The following is a 20,469-nucleotide window of genomic DNA, read 5'->3' on the forward strand; positions in this document are numbered from 1 at the left end:
GTACGCTTTCTTGCCTTCTTCTTTGTCGTACAACAAAGAAGAAGGTCGCCCGCCGGGGCGAGACCCGGCCAATGTGACGTAAGAGAACGGAAAGCCGTCCCGCAAGGGCTCACCGGTTCAAGGTCGAAGGGAGTGAACTGACTACGTTCGCGAAAACTGCGGGAAGCGCTTCCCTCCGACAAGCAAGGCTCTCCAAGCCCGGCGGGCCTGCCGGGGGTCGTATTTACATACCTAACGCGAACATAGCCAATGAACTCGACCCCACCGTTCTCTTGGTAACCGTATCTACAGAGTTGCTTGCCGGCGCCGATAGCAAGGCATGCCTCTCCGGTTGCCGCATATGTCGTCAGCCCTTGCCCGCGTTGGAACATGACCTCCTCGCCCCCTGCGTCCGGCCTGTCTCCGCTCCCTTCTCCGCAAGGGGGAGGGGCTGAGGTGCGCCCCCGTTTCTGGCGTTTTGAGCGGCTTCTCATCGTGGCCGTTATCCTCACCAACCTGGCTGCGATCCTGCTGGCTTGGGCCAGCCTTTCCGAAAGTCGTCAGCGGGCCGAGGAGCTGGCCACTCTGAGCACCCGCAACCTCGTCCAGGTGCTCGACCACAGCCTTGCCAGTGTCGGGCGCACCATTGACGTGACCCTGCGGGCGGTGGTTGATGAGCTGGAGCGGAGCGGGCGCGAAGGGCGCATCCGCGAGTCCGACGAGGTCCTGGCCCTGCTGGCCCGTTACAAGGACTGGCTGCCCGAGACCGAGGCCCTGCGGGTCTATGATGCGGACGGCCGGCCACGGCGGGCGACTCAGACAGGCGCCAAGGCAGAGGGTGGTGAAGCCGGGCGGGACTATTTCAAACACCTCCGGGACGTGCCCCATCCGGGCATGGTGGTGTCACGCCCCTTTTTCGACCAGCGTACCGGCAAGTGGGTGGTGGCCTATGCACGCCGCCTGGATCTGCCGGACGGTCGTTTTGGTGGGGTGGTGGAGGCGACGATAGCCGTTGATTTCATGACCGAGCTGCTGGCCCGACCCCATTTGGGACCGCGAGGCATGGCCATGCTGCGCTACGCGGATGCGGGCTTGATCAGTGTGCATCCGCCGCTGGCTGGGGCGCTCAACGAGATCGGCAACACCGAGATCTCCGACGAGCTGCGCAGCCTGTTGGCCACCGGTGTGACCTCGGGCAGCTATCACTCTCCACGCATGCGTGACGGGGTCGAGCGGATCAATTCGGTGCGCCGGGTGGAGGGGCTGCCTTTTCTGCTTGTGGTTGGGGTGGCCAGCGAAAACTACCTGGTGGCGTGGCGTCGCGATGTGGAATACACCGGGGCTCTGCTGGTCGTGGTCCTGCTGCTCAGCATCGGCGCGGCCCTGCTGATGCGCCGCTATCACCGCCGTCAGCATGCCCATTCGGCGCGCCTCCGGGAGGCCCTGGCAGACCTGCGTGACCGCGACCAGGCTCTGGGCATCACCGAGAGGGTGGGGGGGCTGGGTGTCTTCTCCATTGACCTGCGTACGGGCTTGTCCCACGGATCGGCACAGCTGATGGAGATCTTCGGCGTCCGCCCCGACGAAGATTTCTCCCTGGACGCGTGGCGTGACAGGCTGCACCCGGACGACCGGGCCGAAACCCTGGCACGTTTTGACGCGGGCACGATGCAGGTGGGGCAGTCCTTCGATCATGTTTACCGCTTCATCCGCCTGGATGGGGAGGTGCGTTGGATCCATGGCCTGGCGGGGGCCGAGCGGGATGCGTCCGGCGTGCCCGTACGCATCCACGGTGCAGTGCAGGACGTGACCGACCGGCGGCGCGCCGAAGCCTCGCTGAAGGAAGCCCTCGACGAGTACGAGCGGCTGGTGGCGAGCATTCCGGTGGGGATCTTCAAGCTGCACTGGCGGCCTCCGGAGGTCAGCCGCTTTGCCTACATCAGTCCGCGCTTCTGTGAGCAGTGGGGGCTGGCGGCAGAGGCGGTGCTGGCTGATGCCTGGGTGCCCTACCTCCAGATCCACGAGGATGACCTGACCTCGTTCCAGGCCACTCAGCGCCGGGCCATGTCCAGCCTGACGCCTTTTGAATGGGAGGGGCGGATCCGCGTTGCTGAGCGGGTACGCTGGATTTCCGTGATGGCCCGACCGAGCCCGCAGGCGGACGGCTCGGTGATGTGGGAGGGGGTACAGTCGGATGTGACCGATCGAAAGATCACCGAGATCGCCTTGCGCGAGAGCGAAGAGCATCACCGGCTGCTGCTCCAGCATTCCCCGGTGGGCATCCTCAAGTACGACACCCAGCTCAAGGTGAGTTACTGCAACCAGCAGTTCGCTCAGATCATGACTGCGCCGCTGGAGTACATGCTCCGGCTTGACTGCAATACGCTGAAAGACTCCAGGGTGGTGCCCGCGCTGAGGGATGCCATCGATGGGCACGTCGGCCGCTATGAAGGGCCTTACCACACCACCTACGACGGCCATGATCTCAATATTGCCATGAACTGCGCGCCCCTGCGTGACGAGGCCGGGCAGATCATCGGTGGCATCGCCATTCTCGAGGACATCACTGACCGCGTGCTGAAGGACCGGGAGCTGGCCCGCTACCGGGACAGCCTGGAGGATCTGGTGGCCGAGCGTACCGCCGACCTGGTGGCGGCCCGTGCCGAGGCCGAGCGTCTGGCCCGGGTCAAGAGCGAGTTCCTGGCCAACATGAGTCACGAGATCCGCACGCCTCTCAACGGTGTGCTGGGTCTGGCCCATATCGGCTTCCGCGAGAGCCGCGGTCGCGACAAGGCGCGGGACACCTTTGCCCGCATCCTGTCCTCGGGCCAGCTCTTGCTGGGCATCATCAATGACATCCTCGACTTCTCGAAGATCGAGGCGGGCAAGCTGCGCATCGAGGCCATTCCGGTGGATCTGGCCAAAGTCATCGGCGACACCCTGGGCCTGATGGAGGACCGCGCCCAGGCCAAGGGCCTGACGCTGCGTTTCCAGCGGCTTTCACCCTTGCCCGAGTCCTGCATCACCGATCCCCTGCGGGTCGGGCAGGTGCTGCTCAACCTGCTCTCCAATGCCATCAAGTTTACCGAGCAGGGCAGCGTGACCCTGGCGGTCGGGCAGGAGGGTGACAGCCTGCTTTTCGAGGTCACCGACACGGGTATCGGCATGAGCGACGAGGAGGTGGCCAAGGTGTTTGCCCCCTTCGAGCAGGCCGATAACTCGACCACCCGCAAGTTTGGCGGCACCGGGCTGGGGCTCACCATCACCCATCGCATCGTCGAGCTGATGGGCGGCACCCTGCGGGCGAGCAGCCGCGCCGGCGAGGGCAGCAGCTTCCAGGTACGCCTGCCCTGCGTGCCCGTGGAGGCTGTGGCCGCCCGCCGCAGCCTGACCGGGCCGGAAACGCCGGAACGTGTCGAGGGCGCCCGGCTGGCCGGCTTGCGTGTGCTGGTGGCAGAGGACAACGAGGTGAACCAGATGGTGCTGGAGGAACTGCTCATCGGCGAAGGTGCCGAGGTCGTCCTGACCGGCAACGGCCAGGAGGCGGTGGACTGCCTGCGCGTGCAGGGGCCGCCGGCCTTTGACGTGGTGCTGATGGATGTACAGATGCCGGTGATGGATGGCTACGCGGCGACCCGCGCCATCCATGCCCTGGCCCCCGACCTGCCGGTGATCGGCCAGACGGCCCACGCCTTTGACGAGGAGCGGGCCCATTGCGTGGCGGCCGGCATGGTCGGCCACCTGGCCAAGCCCATCGACCCGGAGGAGATGGTGCGGGTCATCCTGCACCACACCACCGGCCGGGTACCGGGCTAGCGCTGCCCGATCTGCGCGCCGCTGAACAGGTCGGCCTGCCCCCGCGGCTGGCAACGCCAGAACTGCGGTGCGGCGTCCACCCGGGCGCCCAGCCTGGCGGCCGCATGCCAGGGCCAGCGCGGCTCGTAGAGCATGGCCCGGGCCACGCCCACCAGGTCGGCCTGGCCGGTGGCGACGATGGCCTCGGCCTGCTCCGCTTCGGTGATCAGGCCCACGGCGATGGTCGGTAGCCCGGTCTCTGCGCGGATGCGCTCGGCAAAGGGCAGCTGGTAGCCGGGGCCGAGGGCGATCTTCTGCAGGGGCGAGAGGCCCCCCGTGGACACGTGGATGAAGTCGCAGCCCCGCGCCTTGAGCGCCTCGGCCAGTACCACGCTCTGCTCCAGATCCCAGCCGCCCTCCACCCAGTCGGTGGCCGAGATGCGCATGCCCACCGGCTTGCCGGCGGGGAAGGCGGCGCGTACCGCGTCGAAGACTTCCAGCGGAAAGCGCAGGCGATTCTCCAGGCTGCCGCCGTAGGCATCGTCGCGCTGATTGGCCAGGGGCGACAGGAACTCATGCAGCAGATAGCCATGGGCGCCGTGCACCTCGACGGCGTCCAGGCCGATGTGCGCGGCGCGGCGGGCGGCGGCCACGAAGGCCTCGCGGATACGCCGCAGCCCCGCCGCATCCAAGGCCAGGGGCGCGCGTTCGCCGGAGGCGTAGGCCAGGCCCGATGGGGCGGCCGTCTCCCAGCCCCCGTCGGCCAGGGGGATCAGCTGGCCGCCCTCCCAGGGCACATGGCTGGAGGCCTTGCGCCCGGCATGGGCCAGCTGCACCGCTACCGGCATGGCCGAATAGCGGCGAATGGATTCCAGCACCCCGGCGAGGGCGGCGGCGTTGTCGTCCGACCACAGGCCCAGGTCGGCCGGCGAGATGCGCCCGATGGCTTCGACGGCGGTGGCCTCGATGATCAGCAGGCCGGCACCGGACAGGGCCAGGTTGCCCAGGTGGATGCGGTGCCAGTCGGTGGCATTGCCCCTGTCAGCCGAGTACTGGCACATGGGGGGAATGACGATGCGGTTGGCGAGGTGCAGATCGCCGAGGGTGTAGGGCGAGAACAGCACGGGTTCGGATGCAGCTTTGGGGGCAGACATGGGCGGGGCTCCGGCGGAGGGCTGAAGCCCCGGATGATAGCGGCGCCTTAGCGCATCTCGAAGGCTTCCTGGTGAAAGCGCGGCCGCCGGCCCAGGCTGGCCAGCTCGCCGCGCAGGGAATCGGCCAGCCCGCCGGGGCCACAGAACCAGATCTCCGCCTGGCGTGTGTCACCCAGCGCTGCGGCGCCGAGGCGTTCGCCCTGCTGGGCGCCATGGATGTGCAGGCTTACCCCGGGCAGGCCGGCGCACAGGTTCTCGAGGCGGGCGACGAAGGGGTCAGCGGCCCGGTCGCGGGTGCAGTAGTGCAGCGCTGCCGGCGGGACGTCGGCGGCGGGCCGGCCCTGCAGGGCCTCCAGCCAGGCCAGGAAGGGGGTGATGCCGATGCCCCCGGCAATCCAGATCTGGCGGGCATCGGGGCGGCAGCGGGCCAGATCGAAGCGGCCGTAGGGGCCTTCGACCTGGACTTTCTGCCCGGGCTTCAGCCGTCCTGCGAGCTTGCGGGTGTAGTCGCCCAGGGCCTTGATCTGGAAGTCCACGGTGTGGTCGCCCCGGTCGGCGCTGGCCAGGGTGAAGGGGTGGGCGCCTTCCCGCGGGTCGAAGGTGACGAAGGCGAACTGCCCAGGGCGATGGCCCGGCCAGGTGTTCAGACGGCAGCGCACCCCGGTGACGTCTGGCGTGGTGCTGTCCACGGCAAGGATCTCGCCGGTGGTCCGGCGCGCCCGGCCGATGCCGCCGAGCAGGGCGCGCAGGGCGCCATAAGCCCCGACCACCAGCAGCACGGCGAGCAGCGCGCCGACAGGCTGGGTCCAGTAGTCCCGCGGGGCCAGCATGGCGGCGTGGAAGCCCAGGGCCAGGTAGAGCAGGGGCATGGCCTTGTGCAGGAGCTGCCAGGCCCGGTAGGGAAAGCGCTTCCACAGGGAGATCACCAGCATGGCCAGGGCGAAGTAGATGGCCCATTCGCCCAGGTCCTTGGCCAGGTCGCGGAGGACCTCGGCCAGCCCGGTGAACTTCTCCTTGGGGACCCGGCCTTCCCGGCCGATGGTGGACTTCAGGATGTCGCCGGACATCTCGATCAGCCAGTGGGTGGCGGCGAAGCCGATGGCCAGGATGCCGGCCCACTTGTGGCTGCGGTAGATGCGGTCCATGCCGTCGAGGGGCTTCTCCAGCCAGACCGGGCGGGTGGCCAGCAGCATGCCCAGGGACATCAGGGCGATGGACATCAGGCCGCTCAGGTAGAGCCCCTCCTGGCGGGCCAGCCACAAGGGATGGGCGTCGGGCAACGGCTGGGTGAGGACATCAGCCCCCCAGGCTAGGCCGACGAGAAGAAGCAGGGTGGAAAGCAGGGGTTTCATGATCGCAATCGGGGTGGGTGGGGGCTCAATCGTCGTACTGTCCGCGCTCGGCGTCGGCGTGGCAGGCCACGCAGTTGGCGCGGGTGCGCACATTCTTGTGGCGCCACTCCCGGTCCGAGACTTCCCGGTGCTCGCGCACCCACTTGGGCAGCTCGGTGATGCGCAGGGGCGTGTCGCTGGCGGCCAGGCCGCGCAGCAGCTTGCGGGTGTAGGGCTGGCCGGCCTTGTCCGCCGAGTTGGCAACAAGGTAGTCGGTGATGCGGGCGGCCACCTCAGGGGCCACGCTGGCGTCATCGCCGAAATGGTTCTTCAGATCGCCCATCATGCGTTGCCAGGAACGGGCCGGCAGCATGGCGGGGGCGAAGGCCAGGTGGCAGGCGCCGCATTCCTCCTTCACCACCGGGTCGGAAACCGGCGGAAAATAGTGGCCACCGCCAGCCTGGGCCCGGCCCAGGACGAGGGCCGAGACGGCGACGATGACGAGGCACAGGGCCAGGGGGCGAACAGGCGTTTTCATGGGGATTCCTTTCTGAGCGGAGGGCAGGGCTTACTGGCTGAACATGAAGCTGAGCCAGTCGCCCTTTTCCCGGGGGGTACATTCCCGGCCGAGCACGTCCCGGCAGTTGCGGGTGAACCACTTGTCCACCTTGGCGGCGTCGCTGTAGCGGGATGGGCTGAGGGACAGGGCCATGGGTTCCACGGCCTTGCCGGCCGGGGTACGGCCACTGCTGCGCGGGGTGGCCCCGTGGCAGGCGGTGCACGCCGGGGTGTCGGCCTTGCCGCCGGCGAAGGCCTGGGTGTGCAGGGTCTGGCCGCGGGCAGCGGAGAAGCCGGTGAAGGCCGGGTCGGCGGCCCGGGCGGCGCTGTCCAGGCTGCGCAGGATGTCGTCCCGCGGGGCGGCGCTGGCGCTGCCGCACAGGAGCACGGAAAGGGTCAGCAAGCTGGTCAGGGCGGTGGCGGAGGCGGTTTTCATGGGTGAGGCCCTCGTGGGATCGGTATGGGCCCTACTATGGGCCGCCCATGCTGAACCCCGCCTTAAGCCGCCGTTCATCCGGCGTTCACCTTGCCGGGGCTACAAGGAGGCGTGTTGAACCCCACTGGAAGGAAGCCGCCATGACTGGCAGACATTCATCACAACGCGGCGCTGGCCGCCGGGCCTTGGCCCTTGGCGCGCTGCTGCTGGCCCTCGGCGCGGGCGCCAGCCTGGCCGGGGACGATCACGATCACGAGCGCGCCCGTCGCGCCCTGGAGGCCGGAGAGGTTCTGCCCCTGCGCACGATCCTTGAGCGCATCGAGCGCGACCATCCAGGCCAGGCGGTGGACGTGGAACTGGAGCGCGACGCCCTGCGCGGGCGCTGGATCTACGAGATCAAGCTGCTGCAGAGCGGCGGGGCCCTGATCAAGCTCAAGGTCGACGCCCGGGACGCCACCGTGCTGGGGCGCAAGGGCGCCAGCCGTTCGGGAGACTAGGCACGATGCGCATCCTGGTCGTGGAAGACGAACCCACCCTGCAGGCCCAGCTGGCCACCGCGCTGACGGCCGCCAGCCATGCGGTGGACTGCGCCGGCAACGGGGTGGACGGGCACTACATGGGGGAATCGGGTGCCTATGACGCCGTGGTTCTGGACCTGGGCCTGCCCGGGCTGGACGGCATCAGCGTGCTGCGCAAGTGGCGCGGGGCCGGCCGCAACATGCCGGTGCTGATCCTCACCGCCCGCGATGGCTGGCACGAGAAGGTGGCCGGCATCGACGCCGGGGCCGACGACTACCTGACCAAGCCCTTCCACATGGAAGAGCTGCTGGCCCGGCTGCGCGCCCTGATCCGCCGCGCCGGCGGCCATGCCAGCGCCGAGCTGGCCTGTGGCCCGCTGGTGGTGGACACCCGCAACGGCCGCGCCACCGTCGACGGTCAGGCCCTCAGCCTCACCGGCCACGAGTACCGGGTGCTGGCCTACCTGATCCACCACCGGGACGAGGTGATCTCCCGTGCCGACCTGGTGGAGCACATCTACGCCCAGGACTTCGACCGGGACTCGAACACCGTCGAGGTCTTCATTGCCCGTCTGCGCAAGAAGCTGCCTGCGGGCCTCATCGAGACCGTGCGTGGCCTCGGCTATCGCCTGACGACGCCCCCATGACGGACCCTGTCCGCAGCACTCGCCGCGGCTCCCTGCGCCTGCGCCTGCTGGCCGGCACCCTGGTGTGGATCGCGGTATCCATCATCCTGGCCGGCTGGGGGCTTGGCGACCTGTTCCGCAGCCATGTCCAGGCCCAGTTCCAGGCCGAGCTGACGACCCACCTGGACCAGCTCACGGCCCAGCTGACCCTCGCCGATGACGGGCGGGTGCAGCTGTCCCAGCCCCTCAGCGACCCCCGTCTGGGGCGCCCCTACTCGGGCCTGTACTGGCAGGTGGACAGGCTCGATGGGGCAGCCCCGCGCCCGGGCGCGCTGCGCTCCCGCTCCCTGTGGGACCAGGTGCTGACAGCCCCGGCGGCCTCGCCGGTGGACGGCGATATCCGCAGTCACCGCATCCCGGGCCCCGAGGGCAAGGGGCTGGGCATGATCGAGCGCAGCGTGCGCATCGACGATCCGGGCGGCGGCCCGCCCCATCGCTTGCGGCTCATCGTCGCCGCCGACGAGAGCCTGATGGAGGCGCCCGTGTCGCGCTTCCGGGGCGTGTTGTGGCTGGCCCTGGGCGGGCTCGGTGCCGGCCTGGTGGTGGCGGCCCTGGTGCAGGTGTTCGTCGGCCTGGCCCCCCTGCGCAGCCTGCGGGCGGCCCTGGGGAAGGTGCGCAGCGGCGACACCCAGCGCCTGGAGGGGGCCTTTCCCGCCGAGATCACGCCCCTGATCGACGAGTTCAACAGCGTGCTGGCCCATGACGCCGAGGTGGTGGAACGCGCCCGCACCCAGGCCGGCAACCTCGCCCATGCCCTCAAGACGCCCCTCAGCGTGCTGGCCAACGCCGCCCATGCGGCCGCGCCGGGCGACCCCCTGGCGGCCCTGGTGAGGGACCAGGTGGCCGCTGCCCGGCGCCAGGTGGATTACCACCTCAGCCGGGCCCAGGCCGCCGCCCGCCTGCCCGGTGCGCGCTGCGCGCTGGCCCCGGTGGTCGATGGCCTGGTGCGCACCATGCAGCGCATCCACGCGGAACGCCGGCTGAGCCTGGTGGTGGCGCCCATGGACGCGGTGCCGGCCTTCCGGGGGGAGGCCCAGGACCTGCAGGAGATGCTCGGCAACCTCCTCGACAATGCCTGCAAATGGGCCGGCGCACGGATCGAGGTGCGGGCCCGCGGCGAGGGGGCGCAGCTGTGCATCACCATTGATGATGACGGCGCCGGCCTGGCCCCAGAGCAGCGCGCCGCCGTGCTGCAGCGGGGCGTGCGGGCCGACGAGCAGGTGCCCGGCACGGGCCTGGGCCTGGCCATCGTGGACGACCTGGCGCGCCTCTACGGCGGCAGTGTGTGTCTCGACGCCTCGCCCCTGGGGGGCGTGCGCGCCACCTTGAGCCTGCCAGCCGCGGGCTTACCGGGGCTATAGTAATTTCGTATCGACTTCATTCCATCAATCAATTAGACCAATTCCCCGGGGTTTTCTAATATTCGTTCTGTCTTCTCCAGATCCATTCAGACAACCACTTGGGAGCGCATCACATGGCCATCATCAACAGTACCGTCAAACCCTTTGCTGCCACCGCCTACCTCAACGGCAAGTTCGTCCCCGTGACCGACGCCGACCTGAAGGGCAAGTGGTCCATCTTCTTCTTCTACCCGGCCGACTTCACCTTCGTGTGCCCCACCGAACTGGGCGACATGGCCGACCTGTACCCGGAATTCCAGAAGATCGGCGTGGAGGTGTACTCCGTGTCCACCGACACCCACTTCACCCACAAGGCCTGGCACGATGCCTCCGATACCATCAAGAAAATCGCTTACCCGATGATCGGCGACCCTACCGGCGCCATCACCCGCGGCTTCGACGTGATGATCGAGGAAGAGGGTCTGGCACTCCGCGGCACCTTCGTGGTCGATCCGGAAGGCCGCATCAAGGTGGCCGAGATCCACGACCTGGGCATCGGCCGTGACGCCACCGAGCTGCTGCGCAAGGTGAAGGCCGCCCAGTACGTGGCCACCCACCCGGGCGAGGTGTGTCCGGCCAAGTGGCAGGAAGGCGATGCCACCCTGGCCCCGTCCCTGGACCTGGTCGGCAAGATCTGACCCACCGGATTCCGGCGTCAGGCGCTTTCCCTGAGAGCGCCTGGCGACGCGATTCAACCTGAATCCCCGCTTACTGAAAGGACACGACCATGCTTGACGCCAACATCAAGACCCAGCTCAAGGCCTACCTCGAGAAGCTCCAGCGCCCCATCGAGCTCGTCGCCTCCCTCGACGACAGCCCCAAGGCCCAGGAACTGCGCGAGCTGCTCACCGACATCGCCGAACTCTCCCCCAAGGTGGCCCTGCGCGAGAACGGCAAGCACGCCCTGCGTCCGTCCTTCGGCGTGGCCGAGCCGGGCGAGGCGCCGCGCATCCACTTTGCCGGCATCCCCATGGGGCATGAGTTCACCTCCCTGGTGCTGGCCCTGCTGCAGACCGGCGGCCATCCGCCCAAGGTGGATCAGGGCGTGATCGACCAGATCAAGGCCCTCACCGGCCGCTTCGAGTTCGAGACCTTCATCTCCCTGTCCTGCCACAACTGCCCGGACGTGGTGCAGGCCCTCAACCTGATGGCCGTGCTCAACCCCGGCGTGAGCAGCACCATGATCGACGGGGCCCTGTTCCAGGATCTGGTCAATGAACGCAAGATCATGGCCGTGCCCACGGTGTCCCTCAACGGCGAGGCCTTCGGCCAGGGCCGCATGACCATCGAGGAGATCCTCGCCAAGGTGGATACCGGCGCCTCCGCCCGGGCCGCCGAGGAGATCGGCAAAAAGGAAGACTTCGATGTGCTCGTCGTCGGTGGCGGCCCGGCCGGCGCTGCAGCAGCCATCTACGCCGCCCGCAAGGGCATCCGCACCGGCATCGTCGCCGAGCGCTTCGGCGGCCAGGTGATGGATACCCTCGGCATCGAGAACTTCATCTCCGTGAAGGAGACCGAAGGGCCCAAGCTCGTCGCGGCGCTGGAGCAGCACGTCAAGCAGTACGAGGTTGACCTGATGAACCTCCAGAAGGCCACCAAGCTGGTGGCGGGGGACCGGATCGAGATCCAGCTCGAGAACGGCGCGACCCTGCGCAGCAAGTCGGTGATCCTGTCCACCGGGGCCCGCTGGCGCGAGATGAACGTGCCCGGCGAGAAGGAGTACAAGGCCAAGGGCGTGTGCTTCTGCCCCCACTGCGACGGCCCCCTGTTCAAGGGCAAGCGCGTGGCGGTGATCGGCGGTGGCAACTCGGGTGTCGAGGCCGCCATCGATCTGGCCGGTATCGTCTCTCACGTCACCCTGCTTGAGTTTGCCGACACCCTGCGCGCCGACGCGGTATTGCAGAAGAAGCTCAATAGCCTGCCCAACGTCACGGTGATCAAGTCGGCCCTGACCACCGAAGTGATCGGCGACGGTCAGAAGGTGACCGGCATCCGCTACAAGGACCGGGTCAGTGGCGCGGAAAAGCTCGTCGAGCTTGAAGGCATCTTCGTGCAGATCGGCCTGTTGCCCAACACCGACTGGTTGAAGGGTACCGTCGAGCTGTCCGATCGGGGCGAGGTCATCATCGACGCCAAGGGCGCCACCTCGGTGCCGGGGGTGTTTGCCGCGGGCGACTGCACCACCGTGCCCTACAAGCAGATCATCATCGCCATGGGGGCGGGTGCCACGGCCTCCCTGAGCGCCTTTGATCACCTCATCCGCAGCTCGGCCCCGGCCTGAGCGTGTCTGAGTGAAGCTGGAAACCCGCCCCTGTGGCGGGTTTCTGCCGTTCGTGTGCTCGGCTGCAGCGCCTGGCGATCGCAGCACACGCAGCGTGAGGCGTGATGAAATTGTCGGGCTCTCCCATTTCTGGCTCAAGTTGCCGGCTCGCCGAACCGTAGGCACTGGATGATGACGTACGGCAGGTAGCGGGAAACACCGTGTCGGCAGAAGCGGAGAGCCCAAGATGGAAGTTGTCCAGACCAAGAACCCCATGTCCCCGCCGGATGCGATGGCCGCCACGATCCTGGTGGTGGACGATTCGCGCATCAACCTCAAGGCCGTGAGCCGCATGCTGGTCGGACACTTTCGTGTGCTCACGGCGGAGTCCGGCCCGGCGGCCCTGGCGATTGCCGCCGGAACGCCACGGCCCGATCTGATTCTCCTGGACGTGATGATGCCGGAGATGGACGGCTACGAAGTCATGGAGCGTCTGCGTGCTGACGACGCCACCCGGGCCATTCCGGTGATCTTCGTGACCGCCCGGGTGACCGACGAGGATGAGCAGCACGGCCTGTCCCTCGGTGCCGCCGACTACATCACCAAACCCTTCAGCCCGGCCATCCTGCTGGCGCGCATCCGCAACCATTTGCAACTGAAGCGCGCCCAGGACGCCCTGCGCGACCACAACGCCAACCTGGAGGCCAGCGTTACCGAACGGACCGCGGCCCTGCGCGCGGTGCTCGACAGTGCCGACCAGCTCATTGCCATGATCAGCCCCGAAGGCGGGATCCTGGCCATCAATCGCATTGGTGCCGAACAGTTCCGGGCCACTCCGGCCAGGTTGTATGGGCGCAATCTCTTCGATCTGCTGCCCCCGGAGTTCGGCATCCCGGTTTCCGATCAGATCGCCGAGGTGATCCGCACCGCCCGCACCGGTGAAGTGGATGCCGCCTGGGAGGATCGCATCTTCCACGTTACCGTCTATCCGGTGCCCGGCCTGCCCCTGCGGGTGGTGGTGTATGCCAGCGACGTGACCGACCAGGTTGCCGCCGAGGCCGACCTGCGCAAGGAGCGGGAGCAGCTGGCCACCTCCCTGGCCCATCAGCGGGAGCTCAACCGCAAGCTCGAAGAGGCCCAGAACCAGCTCCTCCAGTCAGAGAAGATGGCCTCCCTTGGCCAGCTTGCCGCCGGTGTTGCCCACGAACTCAACAACCCCATCGGCTTCGTCCGCTCCAACGTGAGCACGCTGGAAGGCTACCTGGGCGGCATTCTCGAGATCATCGCCGCCTATGACGAACATACAGCCGGCGCCCTCGCTCCGGAGGCCGCCGCAGCCCTCGTCGAGTTGAAGCGGAAGAAGGATTTCGATTTTCTCAGGGAAGACGTCTTCCTGCTTCTGGCCGAATCCAAGGACGGTCTTTTCCGGGTCCAGGAGATCGTGCAGAACCTGAAGGACTTCTCCCGCGTGGGTGAGACCGGCTGGGGTTGGGCCGACATTCATGCGTGCATCGACTCGACCCTCAACATCATCTGGAACGAGCTCAAGTACAAGTGCACCGTGGTCAAGCATTACGACCCGACCCTGCCCCAGGTGTGCTGCATCGCCTCTCAGCTCAACCAGGTGTTCATGAACCTGCTGGTCAATGCCGGCCATGCCATCGCCGACAAGGGCGAGATCACCATCTCCACCTGCCATGGGTCGGACGGCATGGCCTACATCGCCATCAGCGATACCGGTGTCGGCATTCCCGATGAGAACCTGCCCCACCTCTTCGAGCCATTCTTTACCACCAAGCCCGTCGGCAAGGGCACCGGCCTGGGGCTCTCCATCGCCTACGGCATCATCGGCAGGCATCACGGCAGCATCAACGTGCACAGCGTGGTGGGGCAGGGCACCACCTTCACCGTGAATCTGCCCATCGCACGGGTGGAAGAGGGCAGTGCCGAGGCGACACCCGAAACCACGGTGCACTAAGTGCGTCAGTCCGGCGCCTTGTAAACCAGTACCTTCAGCGCTCGCTCGTCAGACACATCGGCAAACGCCGGCGGGTTGGGCAGCCGCTGCAGGAAGTCAAAGCCCGGCGCCTGCTCCCGCATCGCGTCCTGCAGAAAGGCGACGCCGAGCTTGGGGGAGTTGAGGCACAGCAGTGCATGCCCACCCGGTGCCACCAGGTCGGGCAGGCGGCGCATCAGGCGAGCGTAGTCCTTTTCGGCAATGAAGCTGCCCTTCTGGTAGCTGGGTGGGTCGAGGATGATCAGGTCGTAGGGGCCGCCGCGGGTGATCTTGCCCCAGGACGCAAAGATGTCATGGGGCAGGAAGCCCGCCCCGCCGTTGATCCCGTTGAGCAGGTGGTTGCGCTTGCCGATGGCCAGGGCACCGTCGGCCATGTCCATGTTGGTCACCTGCCGCGCCCCGCCCAGCAGGGCCACCACCGAGAAGGAGCAGGTGTAGGCGAAGAGGTTGAGCACCTTCAGCCCGGGCCGGGCGGCCATGTACTCGCGCACCCAGCGCCGGCCTTCTGCCATGTCCAGGAAGAAGCCATGGTTCAGGCCGCGCAGCAGATGCACGGCAAACCGGGCGCCGTTCTCGGTGATCACATGGGGATCGGGCACGCTGCCCGCCATCAGGCGTGTCTCGGCCCGGGCTTCAAAGCGGTACTGGTAGACCCAGTTCAGGGCTTCGCCGGGGTTGATTTCGGCCCAGCGGGCTTTCAGCGCGGCGTCGATGGTGATCAGCTCGGCCTCCGTGGCCAGCTGAAAGCTGGTCAGCACCCACACGGGGGGAAAGGCGTCCAGCGTCCACTGCTCACACCCGGGATACATCCCGCCGCGGCCGTGGAACACGCGCTGGGCGTCGGTGGGCAGGGGCAGGGTGGCGATGGCATCAAGGAGGGCTTGCATGGGGCGCGCGGCGTTGGATGAGCGGCCCGCAATGTACCAGACAAGCCCGCCGGCCAACCCCGGGCCCGGCGGGGCGGTAGCCGACTCCGGCTAATGTTCCCGGCCCGCTGGTCGTTATCTTGCTGACCTTATGTAGCGGCCCGCCTTCTCTGGCGGCTTTGAGGAACACGCATGAAAAAGCTGACGATCGGCAAGCGCCTGGCGCTGGGTTTCGGGTTTGTCCTCGCCCTGGGCATCTCCGTTGCCGGCATTGCCTTGTACAACCTGTTTGAGCTGCGGCAGCAGTTCGGCGACTACGAAAACAGGATGCTGGTGCGCGAGCGTCTGGCTTTCCGTGGCCAGGTGGAGCTCGGTAACGCCATCCATTACTTCAAGAACAGCGTGTTGCGCGGGGGGAGCGACTACCCGGCCAAGTTCGTGACCAGCATGGACGCCATCGACAAGGTGGTGCAGGACTATAGGGCGGTTGGCCCCCTGTCGCCCGACGCGGACGCGGCGCTGGGCGAGATCGGGGCCGGCGGGCAGAAGTATCGGGCGGTGATCAACCGGGTTGTTGAACTGAAGGCGAGCGGTGCCTCGGTGACCGACGTGGACAAGTCCATCGCCGGCGCCGACAAACCCATCGGCGCGGCCCTTGGCAGACTGCTTACCCTGCAGGCCAGCGAAACCCGGGCTGCTCGGGAGGCCTTTGACGCGGCGGTGTCCCGTGCTGCCCGGACGCTCGGCGTGCTGGCGGCTGGCATGGTGCTGGTGGGCGCCCTGGCCGCGTGGCTGATCAGCAGCAGCGTCAGCCGTCCGCTGGCGCAGGCCGTGGCGATCAGCCAGGCGGTGGCGGCAGGCAGCTTGCCGGAGCACATCGAGATCAATGCCGAGGACGAAACCGGCCAGCTGCTGCAAGCCATGCAGCGCATGGTGGACACCTTCCGGGGTTTTGCCGACGCCCAGCGGGACAACGCCCACCAGCACGAGCTGGGTTTCATCGACCACCAGATCGACGACCAGCGCTTTCCGGGCATCTATGGCGAGATGGCGCGCACGATCAATGCGCTGGTGCAGGCCCATATTGCCGTGAAGATGCGTGTCGTCGATGTGGTCAAGCACTACGCCATCGGCGACCTCTCGGTGGACATGGACCGCATGCCTGGCCAGAAGGCCCAGATCACCGCAGCCATCGATGGGGTCAAGCACAGCTTGCAGGGCATGAGCGGGCAGATCCGCGCCCTGGTGGATGCCGCGGCTGGCGGCAACTTCACCGTGCGTGGTGATGCGGATGCCTTTCAGCACGAATTCAAGGCCATGATCCAGGGGCTTAACCGCTTGATGGACGTCAGTGACCAGGGGCTCGGCGACGTCTCGCGCATCCTCGAGGCCCTTGCCCGGGGCGACCTGACCCAGCAGATGGGCGGCAACTACCAGGGCACCTTCGCGCGCCTGCGGGATGACGCCAACACCACGGTGGCACACCTGCAGACACTGGTGACCGGGCTGCAGGGCGCTGCCCGTTCCATCAACAGCGCCGCCCGGGAAATCGCAGCCGGCAATGCCGATCTCTCCAGCCGTACCGAAGAGCAGGCCAGCAGCCTGGAGGAAACCGCCAGCTCCATGGAGGAGATCAGCGCGACGGTGAAGCAGAACGCCGATAACGCAGAGCGGGCCAGCGCCCTGGCCAGGCAGTCCAGTGACGTGGTGGGTCAGGGCGGCGAGGCGGTCAAGCGGGTGATGGTGACCATGGCCGACATCCGCGAAAGCTCCCGCACCATTTCCGACATCATCGGCGTCATCGACAGCATCGCCTTCCAGACCAACATCCTGGCGCTCAACGCCGCGGTGGAGGCCGCACGGGCCGGCGAGCAGGGTCGCGGCTTCGCCGTCGTCGCCAACGAGGTGCGCCAGCTGGCCCAGCGCAGCGCCGTCGCCGCCCGGGAGATCCGGGAGCTGATCGCCATCTCGGTCGGCCAGGTCGAAGACGGCGCGGCCCTGGCAGATAAAGCCGGCACTGTGATGAATGAGGTGGTGACGGTGTTCGGCCAGGTCACCGAGCTGGTCACCGAAATCAGCGGTGCCAGTCGCGAGCAGAGTCTGGGCATCGAACAGGTGAGCGTCGCCGTCGGCAAGATGGACGAGACCACCCAGCAGAATGCTGCGCTGGTGGAAGAAGCTGCCGCCTCCGCCGAAAGCCTGGAGGTCCAGGCCGAACGCCTGGTCGAAGCCATCTCCCAGTTCAAGCTGCCAAGCAGCACCACCGACCTGCCCGACATGGGCCGGACGGCACCCCTCAGCGTGGTCAGATCGCCAGCGCGCAAGCTGGCCGGCTAGCCTGCCCTGGCGCGGCTCCGGGCCGGTCAGCGTTGCTGAAGCTGCTGCTGCGAGCGGCATGAGGCCGGGAGCTTGTCGCGCTGCTCGTGCAGGCATTGGCGCATGGCGTTGCGATCAGGCGCCTTGCCTTCCGTGGGGCTGCCGCAGCGCTGGCGGACCTGGTCGGCGCAAGCCTGTGCCGTCTCAAGGCTGGTCTTGCAGTCTGCCGATAGCTGATCCCGGTGCTCGCGCAGGCAGGCGAGGATGCGCCCGTCCCCGGGCGTGATGCCCGTGCAGAACTCGGCAAAGTCGGCCCGGCAGGCCTGCTGGGCCGGCTGGGCCTGGACGGCGGGGGCGTGACCCGCGCCGAACACGACCAGCAGCAGGGCCGCCCTCGTGGCCCTTGAATGGAATGCGGGCATGCTCATCACGGTTGGCGGGTGGTGGAACGGCTCATGGTCTGTCCGTTGGGCAGGGTGACGACTGCGTTCGTGGCCTCGGGAGAGCGGTCCACCGCGCGGGAGGCGCTCTGGCCATTGGGGCCCGTGACCGTGCTGGCCACGTGGCCTTCACCGCGCACCGTCTGGCGGCTCATGCTCCGCCCACCGGGGCCGGTGGTGGTGGATGACACATCGCCATGGGCGCGGCTGACCTCACGGGTCATGGTGTGGCCCTGGGGGCCGCTGAAGTGGGTGCTGCGGTCGCGGGCACTGGCGGTCGTGGATAGAGATGACAGCGACAGCAGGACCGCACAGAGGACAAGGCCGGACTGGGTGGTGGCAGTGGTTTTCATGACATGGCTCCTGGAACGTGGATGAAACAGGTGGCGGCTGGGGCGCCTGAGGGGTGTGTCCTGCAGCCTGTGAGGGCTCGTCGGGCACGACTGCATTACAGGCCACGGGCCCGCGTCCGTGCTTGTCGTTGTGCGACGAAACATGTCAGCCTTGAAACATCAGAGGCCGTCACCCCCGGCGCGGCGTAAACTGGATGCCATGCCGGTAGCCCTTTCCCGAGACCTTCTTACTGTCCTGATGGTGGACGACGATGCTGAGCTCTCCGCCATGGTGGCCGAGTTGCTGCAAGCGCATGGGATGCGGGTTCACTGCGCCGGCACGGCCGCCCAGGGCCTCCTCGAACTGAAGCAGATCGAGCCGGATGTGCTGCTGCTGGATCTGATGCTGCCGGATGCCAACGGTCTGGATCTGTGCCGGCGTCTGCGGGAAAGTGGTCACGAGCTGCCTGTGCTCATGCTCACCGCACGAGGGGACCCTTTTGATCGGGTGCTCGGTCTTGAGCTGGGCGCTGACGATTATCTGGGCAAACCCTTCGAGCCACGGGAGCTGGTGGCGCGGGTGCGGGCACTGGTTCGCCGCCAGCAGGCGGTCATGCGCCGTACCCAGCTGCGTTTTGACGGACTGACGCTGGATCTGCTGGCTCGACGGGTGAAGTGCGACGGAGAGCCCCTGGCGCTGACTTCCACCGAATTCAAGCTGCTGCTGGCCTTGGCCAGCCAGCCCGGCGTATGTGTTTCGCGCCAGTCCCTTTCCGCCGCGGTGCAGCCGGGCAACTATGTGCCCATGGATCGCGCAGTAGACGTGCAGGTGGCCCGCCTGCGCAAGAAGCTCTCCGCGGCGCCCGGCGGGCGCGACTGGATCGAGACGGTGCGCGGCGAAGGCTATGTATTCACGGGCAGCCGCTGCTGATGGTGCGATGAAGGGCCGCTGGTTCGACACCCTGTTTGCCCGGATCTTTCTGCTTCAGGTGGGCGTGGCGGTGCTGCTTGTGATCATGCTTACGCTGGTTCTGTTCAGTGACCAGGCGAGTGTGTTCGCCAAGGCAGCGCTGCCTTCCTGGTCTGCCGCGCTGGGGCCTTTGCAGGCGCAACTGCAGCGCGGCGAGACCCTTGCGTTGCCGCAGGGCGTGGACGTGCTGGTGCCGGTGGACCTGGAGCCGGGGCCACCGCCGCAACGCGCCCACTTCATCGAGGCGACCGCCATGGCGCCGCGCTACAACGCCTTGCGCGATGGCTTGCGCGAGCGCGGCATTTTTGTTGGCCGCATGGCGGTCAGTGGCGAGCAGGGAGAATCCATCACCTGGCTGGAGCTCGCGTCGGCGGGCCGGCCCCCTGTCTGGGTGGGCATCCATGGTGCGCTGGAGAACCCTGGCCTGCGCCTGCGCGGTGCTATCGGCCTGGGGCTCGCCGTGGTGGTGTTCCTGCTGGCGGCGGCCTGGCTCAGCCGCATTGTGGCCAGGCCATTGCAGGATCTGCAGCGCAGCGTGAGGACGTTTGCCGAAACCGGAGAACCTCCCCCTGCCCTGGCGCAGCGCGGTCCGGTCGAGCTACGCCAACTGGCCCAGCAGTTCGATGCCTTTGCCGAGCAGCGCGTACAGCAGGACGACGCCCGCGCCATGATGCTGGCAGGCATCTCCCATGACCTGCGCTCACCGCTGGGACGTATCCGCCTGGCCGCCGAACTGCTGCCCGAGGCGCCTGGCGTGGCCGTGCGTCGCGAGAGCATTGTGCGCAACGTGCAACTGGCCGATGAGCTGGTGGGGTCTTTCATCACGCTGGTGCGCACCGCCACCGAAGCGCTTGATGAAGGGGTGGACCTGAATGCCTTGGTGCGCGAGGTGTTGGCGAGCGGCGACCATGCCGACGTGGTGGCCCGCGTGCCGGCGGAAGGCGAAGTCCTGTGGGTCGAACCCGCCTCGCGCATCGTATTGCAGCGCTGCCTGCTCAACCTGCTGGACAACGCTCGCCGCTATGGGCAGCTGCCGCTGGAGGTGGCACTGCAGGCCCAGGACGGCGAGGCGCTGCTGAGCGTGCGCGACCACGGGCCGGGCATACCCCCGGAGCAGCGCGAGACCTTGCTCAAGCCCTTTTTCCGCGGGACGAAGGACCGCGGCCAGCCCGGTACCGGCCTGGGGCTGCCGGTCGTCGAACGTGCCGTGCGCCGCCATGGCGGCCAGATGGCACTGCAGGACGCTGCACCGGGGCTGCGGGTCACGCTGCGCCTGCCGCTGTCGGTCGGGGGCAAGGGGAGCCAGGGCTGACTGAATATTTTACGGCCGCCCACTGAAGGTCCTGCGCATCGTTCCGTTAAGGCAAAAGGAGCGGAAGCGAGACCAAGGGAAGTCATGGTGGTGGAAAAG

Annotated in this window: 17 protein-coding genes; 10 read left to right on the forward strand and 7 right to left on the reverse strand. The window is 67.5% G+C overall.

Annotated elements, in window-relative coordinates; genetic code table 11:
• Positions 1-435: 435 nt before the first annotated feature.
• Positions 436-3,795 (forward strand): ATP-binding protein, encoded by a 3,360-nt coding sequence (locus tag ACIQ09_RS10745; RefSeq protein ID WP_398309086.1) that lies wholly within the window; start codon positions 436-438, stop codon positions 3,793-3,795.
• Here ACIQ09_RS10745 and ACIQ09_RS10750 read toward each other — a convergent pair.
• The 4 genes from ACIQ09_RS10750 to ACIQ09_RS10765 are packed head-to-tail and all read right to left on the reverse strand — an operon-like array spanning position 3,792 to position 7,253.
• Positions 3,792-4,928, reverse strand: a complete 1,137-nt coding sequence (locus tag ACIQ09_RS10750) for an NADH:flavin oxidoreductase/NADH oxidase (protein ID WP_398309089.1) — start codon at positions 4,926-4,928, stop codon at positions 3,792-3,794. The two genes, ACIQ09_RS10745 and ACIQ09_RS10750, sit on opposite strands and share 4 nt — an antisense overlap.
• A gap of 47 nt (positions 4,929-4,975) precedes the next feature.
• Positions 4,976-6,280, reverse strand: a complete 1,305-nt coding sequence (locus tag ACIQ09_RS10755; RefSeq protein WP_398309092.1) for a ferric reductase-like transmembrane domain-containing protein — start codon at positions 6,278-6,280, stop codon at positions 4,976-4,978.
• A 25-nt stretch (positions 6,281-6,305) separates the two neighbouring features.
• Entirely contained in the window at positions 6,306-6,797 is a 492-nt protein-coding gene (locus ACIQ09_RS10760) for a diheme cytochrome c (RefSeq protein ID WP_398309095.1), read from the reverse strand.
• Positions 6,798-6,827: 30 nt separating this feature from the next.
• On the reverse strand, positions 6,828-7,253 hold the full coding sequence (locus ACIQ09_RS10765; RefSeq protein WP_398309098.1) for a DUF1924 domain-containing protein: 426 nt from the start codon (positions 7,251-7,253) through the stop codon (positions 6,828-6,830).
• Between the two features lie 140 nt (positions 7,254-7,393).
• Between ACIQ09_RS10765 and ACIQ09_RS10770 the strand changes: the two genes are divergently transcribed.
• The 6 genes from ACIQ09_RS10770 to ACIQ09_RS10795 all read left to right on the forward strand — a co-directional run bounded on the left by ACIQ09_RS10770 (position 7,394) and on the right by ACIQ09_RS10795 (position 14,095).
• Entirely contained in the window at positions 7,394-7,750 is a 357-nt protein-coding gene (locus ACIQ09_RS10770) for a PepSY domain-containing protein (protein ID WP_398309101.1), read from the forward strand.
• Between the two features lie 5 nt (positions 7,751-7,755).
• Complete coding sequence (locus tag ACIQ09_RS10775) at positions 7,756-8,418, forward strand: response regulator transcription factor (RefSeq protein WP_398309104.1); 663 nt, start codon at positions 7,756-7,758, stop codon at positions 8,416-8,418.
• Entirely contained in the window at positions 8,415-9,818 is a 1,404-nt protein-coding gene (locus tag ACIQ09_RS10780; RefSeq protein ID WP_398309107.1) for a sensor histidine kinase, read from the forward strand. Before ACIQ09_RS10775 ends, ACIQ09_RS10780 begins: the two co-directional genes overlap by 4 nt.
• Positions 9,819-9,931: 113 nt before the next feature.
• Positions 9,932-10,495 carry an alkyl hydroperoxide reductase subunit C gene (gene ahpC / locus ACIQ09_RS10785; protein WP_296413938.1) on the forward strand — a complete coding sequence of 188 codons (564 nt, stop codon included), beginning with the start codon at positions 9,932-9,934 and terminating at the stop codon, positions 10,493-10,495.
• A gap of 89 nt (positions 10,496-10,584) precedes the next feature.
• Entirely contained in the window at positions 10,585-12,138 is a 1,554-nt protein-coding gene (ahpF, locus tag ACIQ09_RS10790) for an alkyl hydroperoxide reductase subunit F (RefSeq protein ID WP_398309110.1), read from the forward strand.
• A gap of 226 nt (positions 12,139-12,364) precedes the next feature.
• Positions 12,365-14,095: a response regulator gene (locus ACIQ09_RS10795; protein ID WP_398309113.1), complete on the forward strand. Its 1,731-nt coding sequence runs from the start codon at positions 12,365-12,367 to the stop codon at positions 14,093-14,095.
• Between the two features lie 5 nt (positions 14,096-14,100).
• Here ACIQ09_RS10795 and ACIQ09_RS10800 read toward each other — a convergent pair whose 3' ends face one another.
• Complete coding sequence (locus tag ACIQ09_RS10800) at positions 14,101-15,021, reverse strand: class I SAM-dependent methyltransferase (protein WP_398309116.1); 921 nt, start codon at positions 15,019-15,021, stop codon at positions 14,101-14,103.
• Between the two features lie 171 nt (positions 15,022-15,192).
• Here ACIQ09_RS10800 and ACIQ09_RS10805 point away from each other — a divergent pair, with 171 nt between their 5' ends.
• The gene (locus ACIQ09_RS10805) at positions 15,193-17,337 is read left to right on the forward strand and encodes a methyl-accepting chemotaxis protein (RefSeq protein ID WP_398309119.1); all 2,145 of its coding nucleotides are present in this window, start codon (positions 15,193-15,195) and stop codon (positions 17,335-17,337) included.
• A gap of 26 nt (positions 17,338-17,363) precedes the next feature.
• On the opposite strand, the gene ACIQ09_RS10810 is transcribed toward ACIQ09_RS10805, so the two are convergent.
• Positions 17,364-17,738 carry a cysteine rich repeat-containing protein gene (locus ACIQ09_RS10810; protein ID WP_398309122.1) on the reverse strand — a complete coding sequence of 125 codons (375 nt, stop codon included), beginning with the start codon at positions 17,736-17,738 and terminating at the stop codon, positions 17,364-17,366.
• Between the two features lie 5 nt (positions 17,739-17,743).
• A complete protein-coding gene (locus tag ACIQ09_RS10815) occupies positions 17,744-18,109 on the reverse strand; it encodes a hypothetical protein (protein ID WP_398309125.1) in 366 nt (121 codons plus the stop codon).
• A gap of 199 nt (positions 18,110-18,308) precedes the next feature.
• Here ACIQ09_RS10815 and ACIQ09_RS10820 point away from each other — a divergent pair, with 199 nt between their 5' ends.
• A complete protein-coding gene (locus tag ACIQ09_RS10820; protein ID WP_398309128.1) occupies positions 18,309-19,019 on the forward strand; it encodes a response regulator transcription factor in 711 nt (236 codons plus the stop codon).
• Positions 19,020-19,026: 7 nt separating this feature from the next.
• Entirely contained in the window at positions 19,027-20,370 is a 1,344-nt protein-coding gene (locus ACIQ09_RS10825; RefSeq protein WP_398309131.1) for an ATP-binding protein, read from the forward strand.
• Positions 20,371-20,469: the final 99 nt, after the last annotated feature.

The sequence above is a fragment of the Zoogloea sp. genome, assembly GCF_044344315.1.
GTDB lineage: Bacteria > Pseudomonadota > Gammaproteobacteria > Burkholderiales > Rhodocyclaceae > Zoogloea.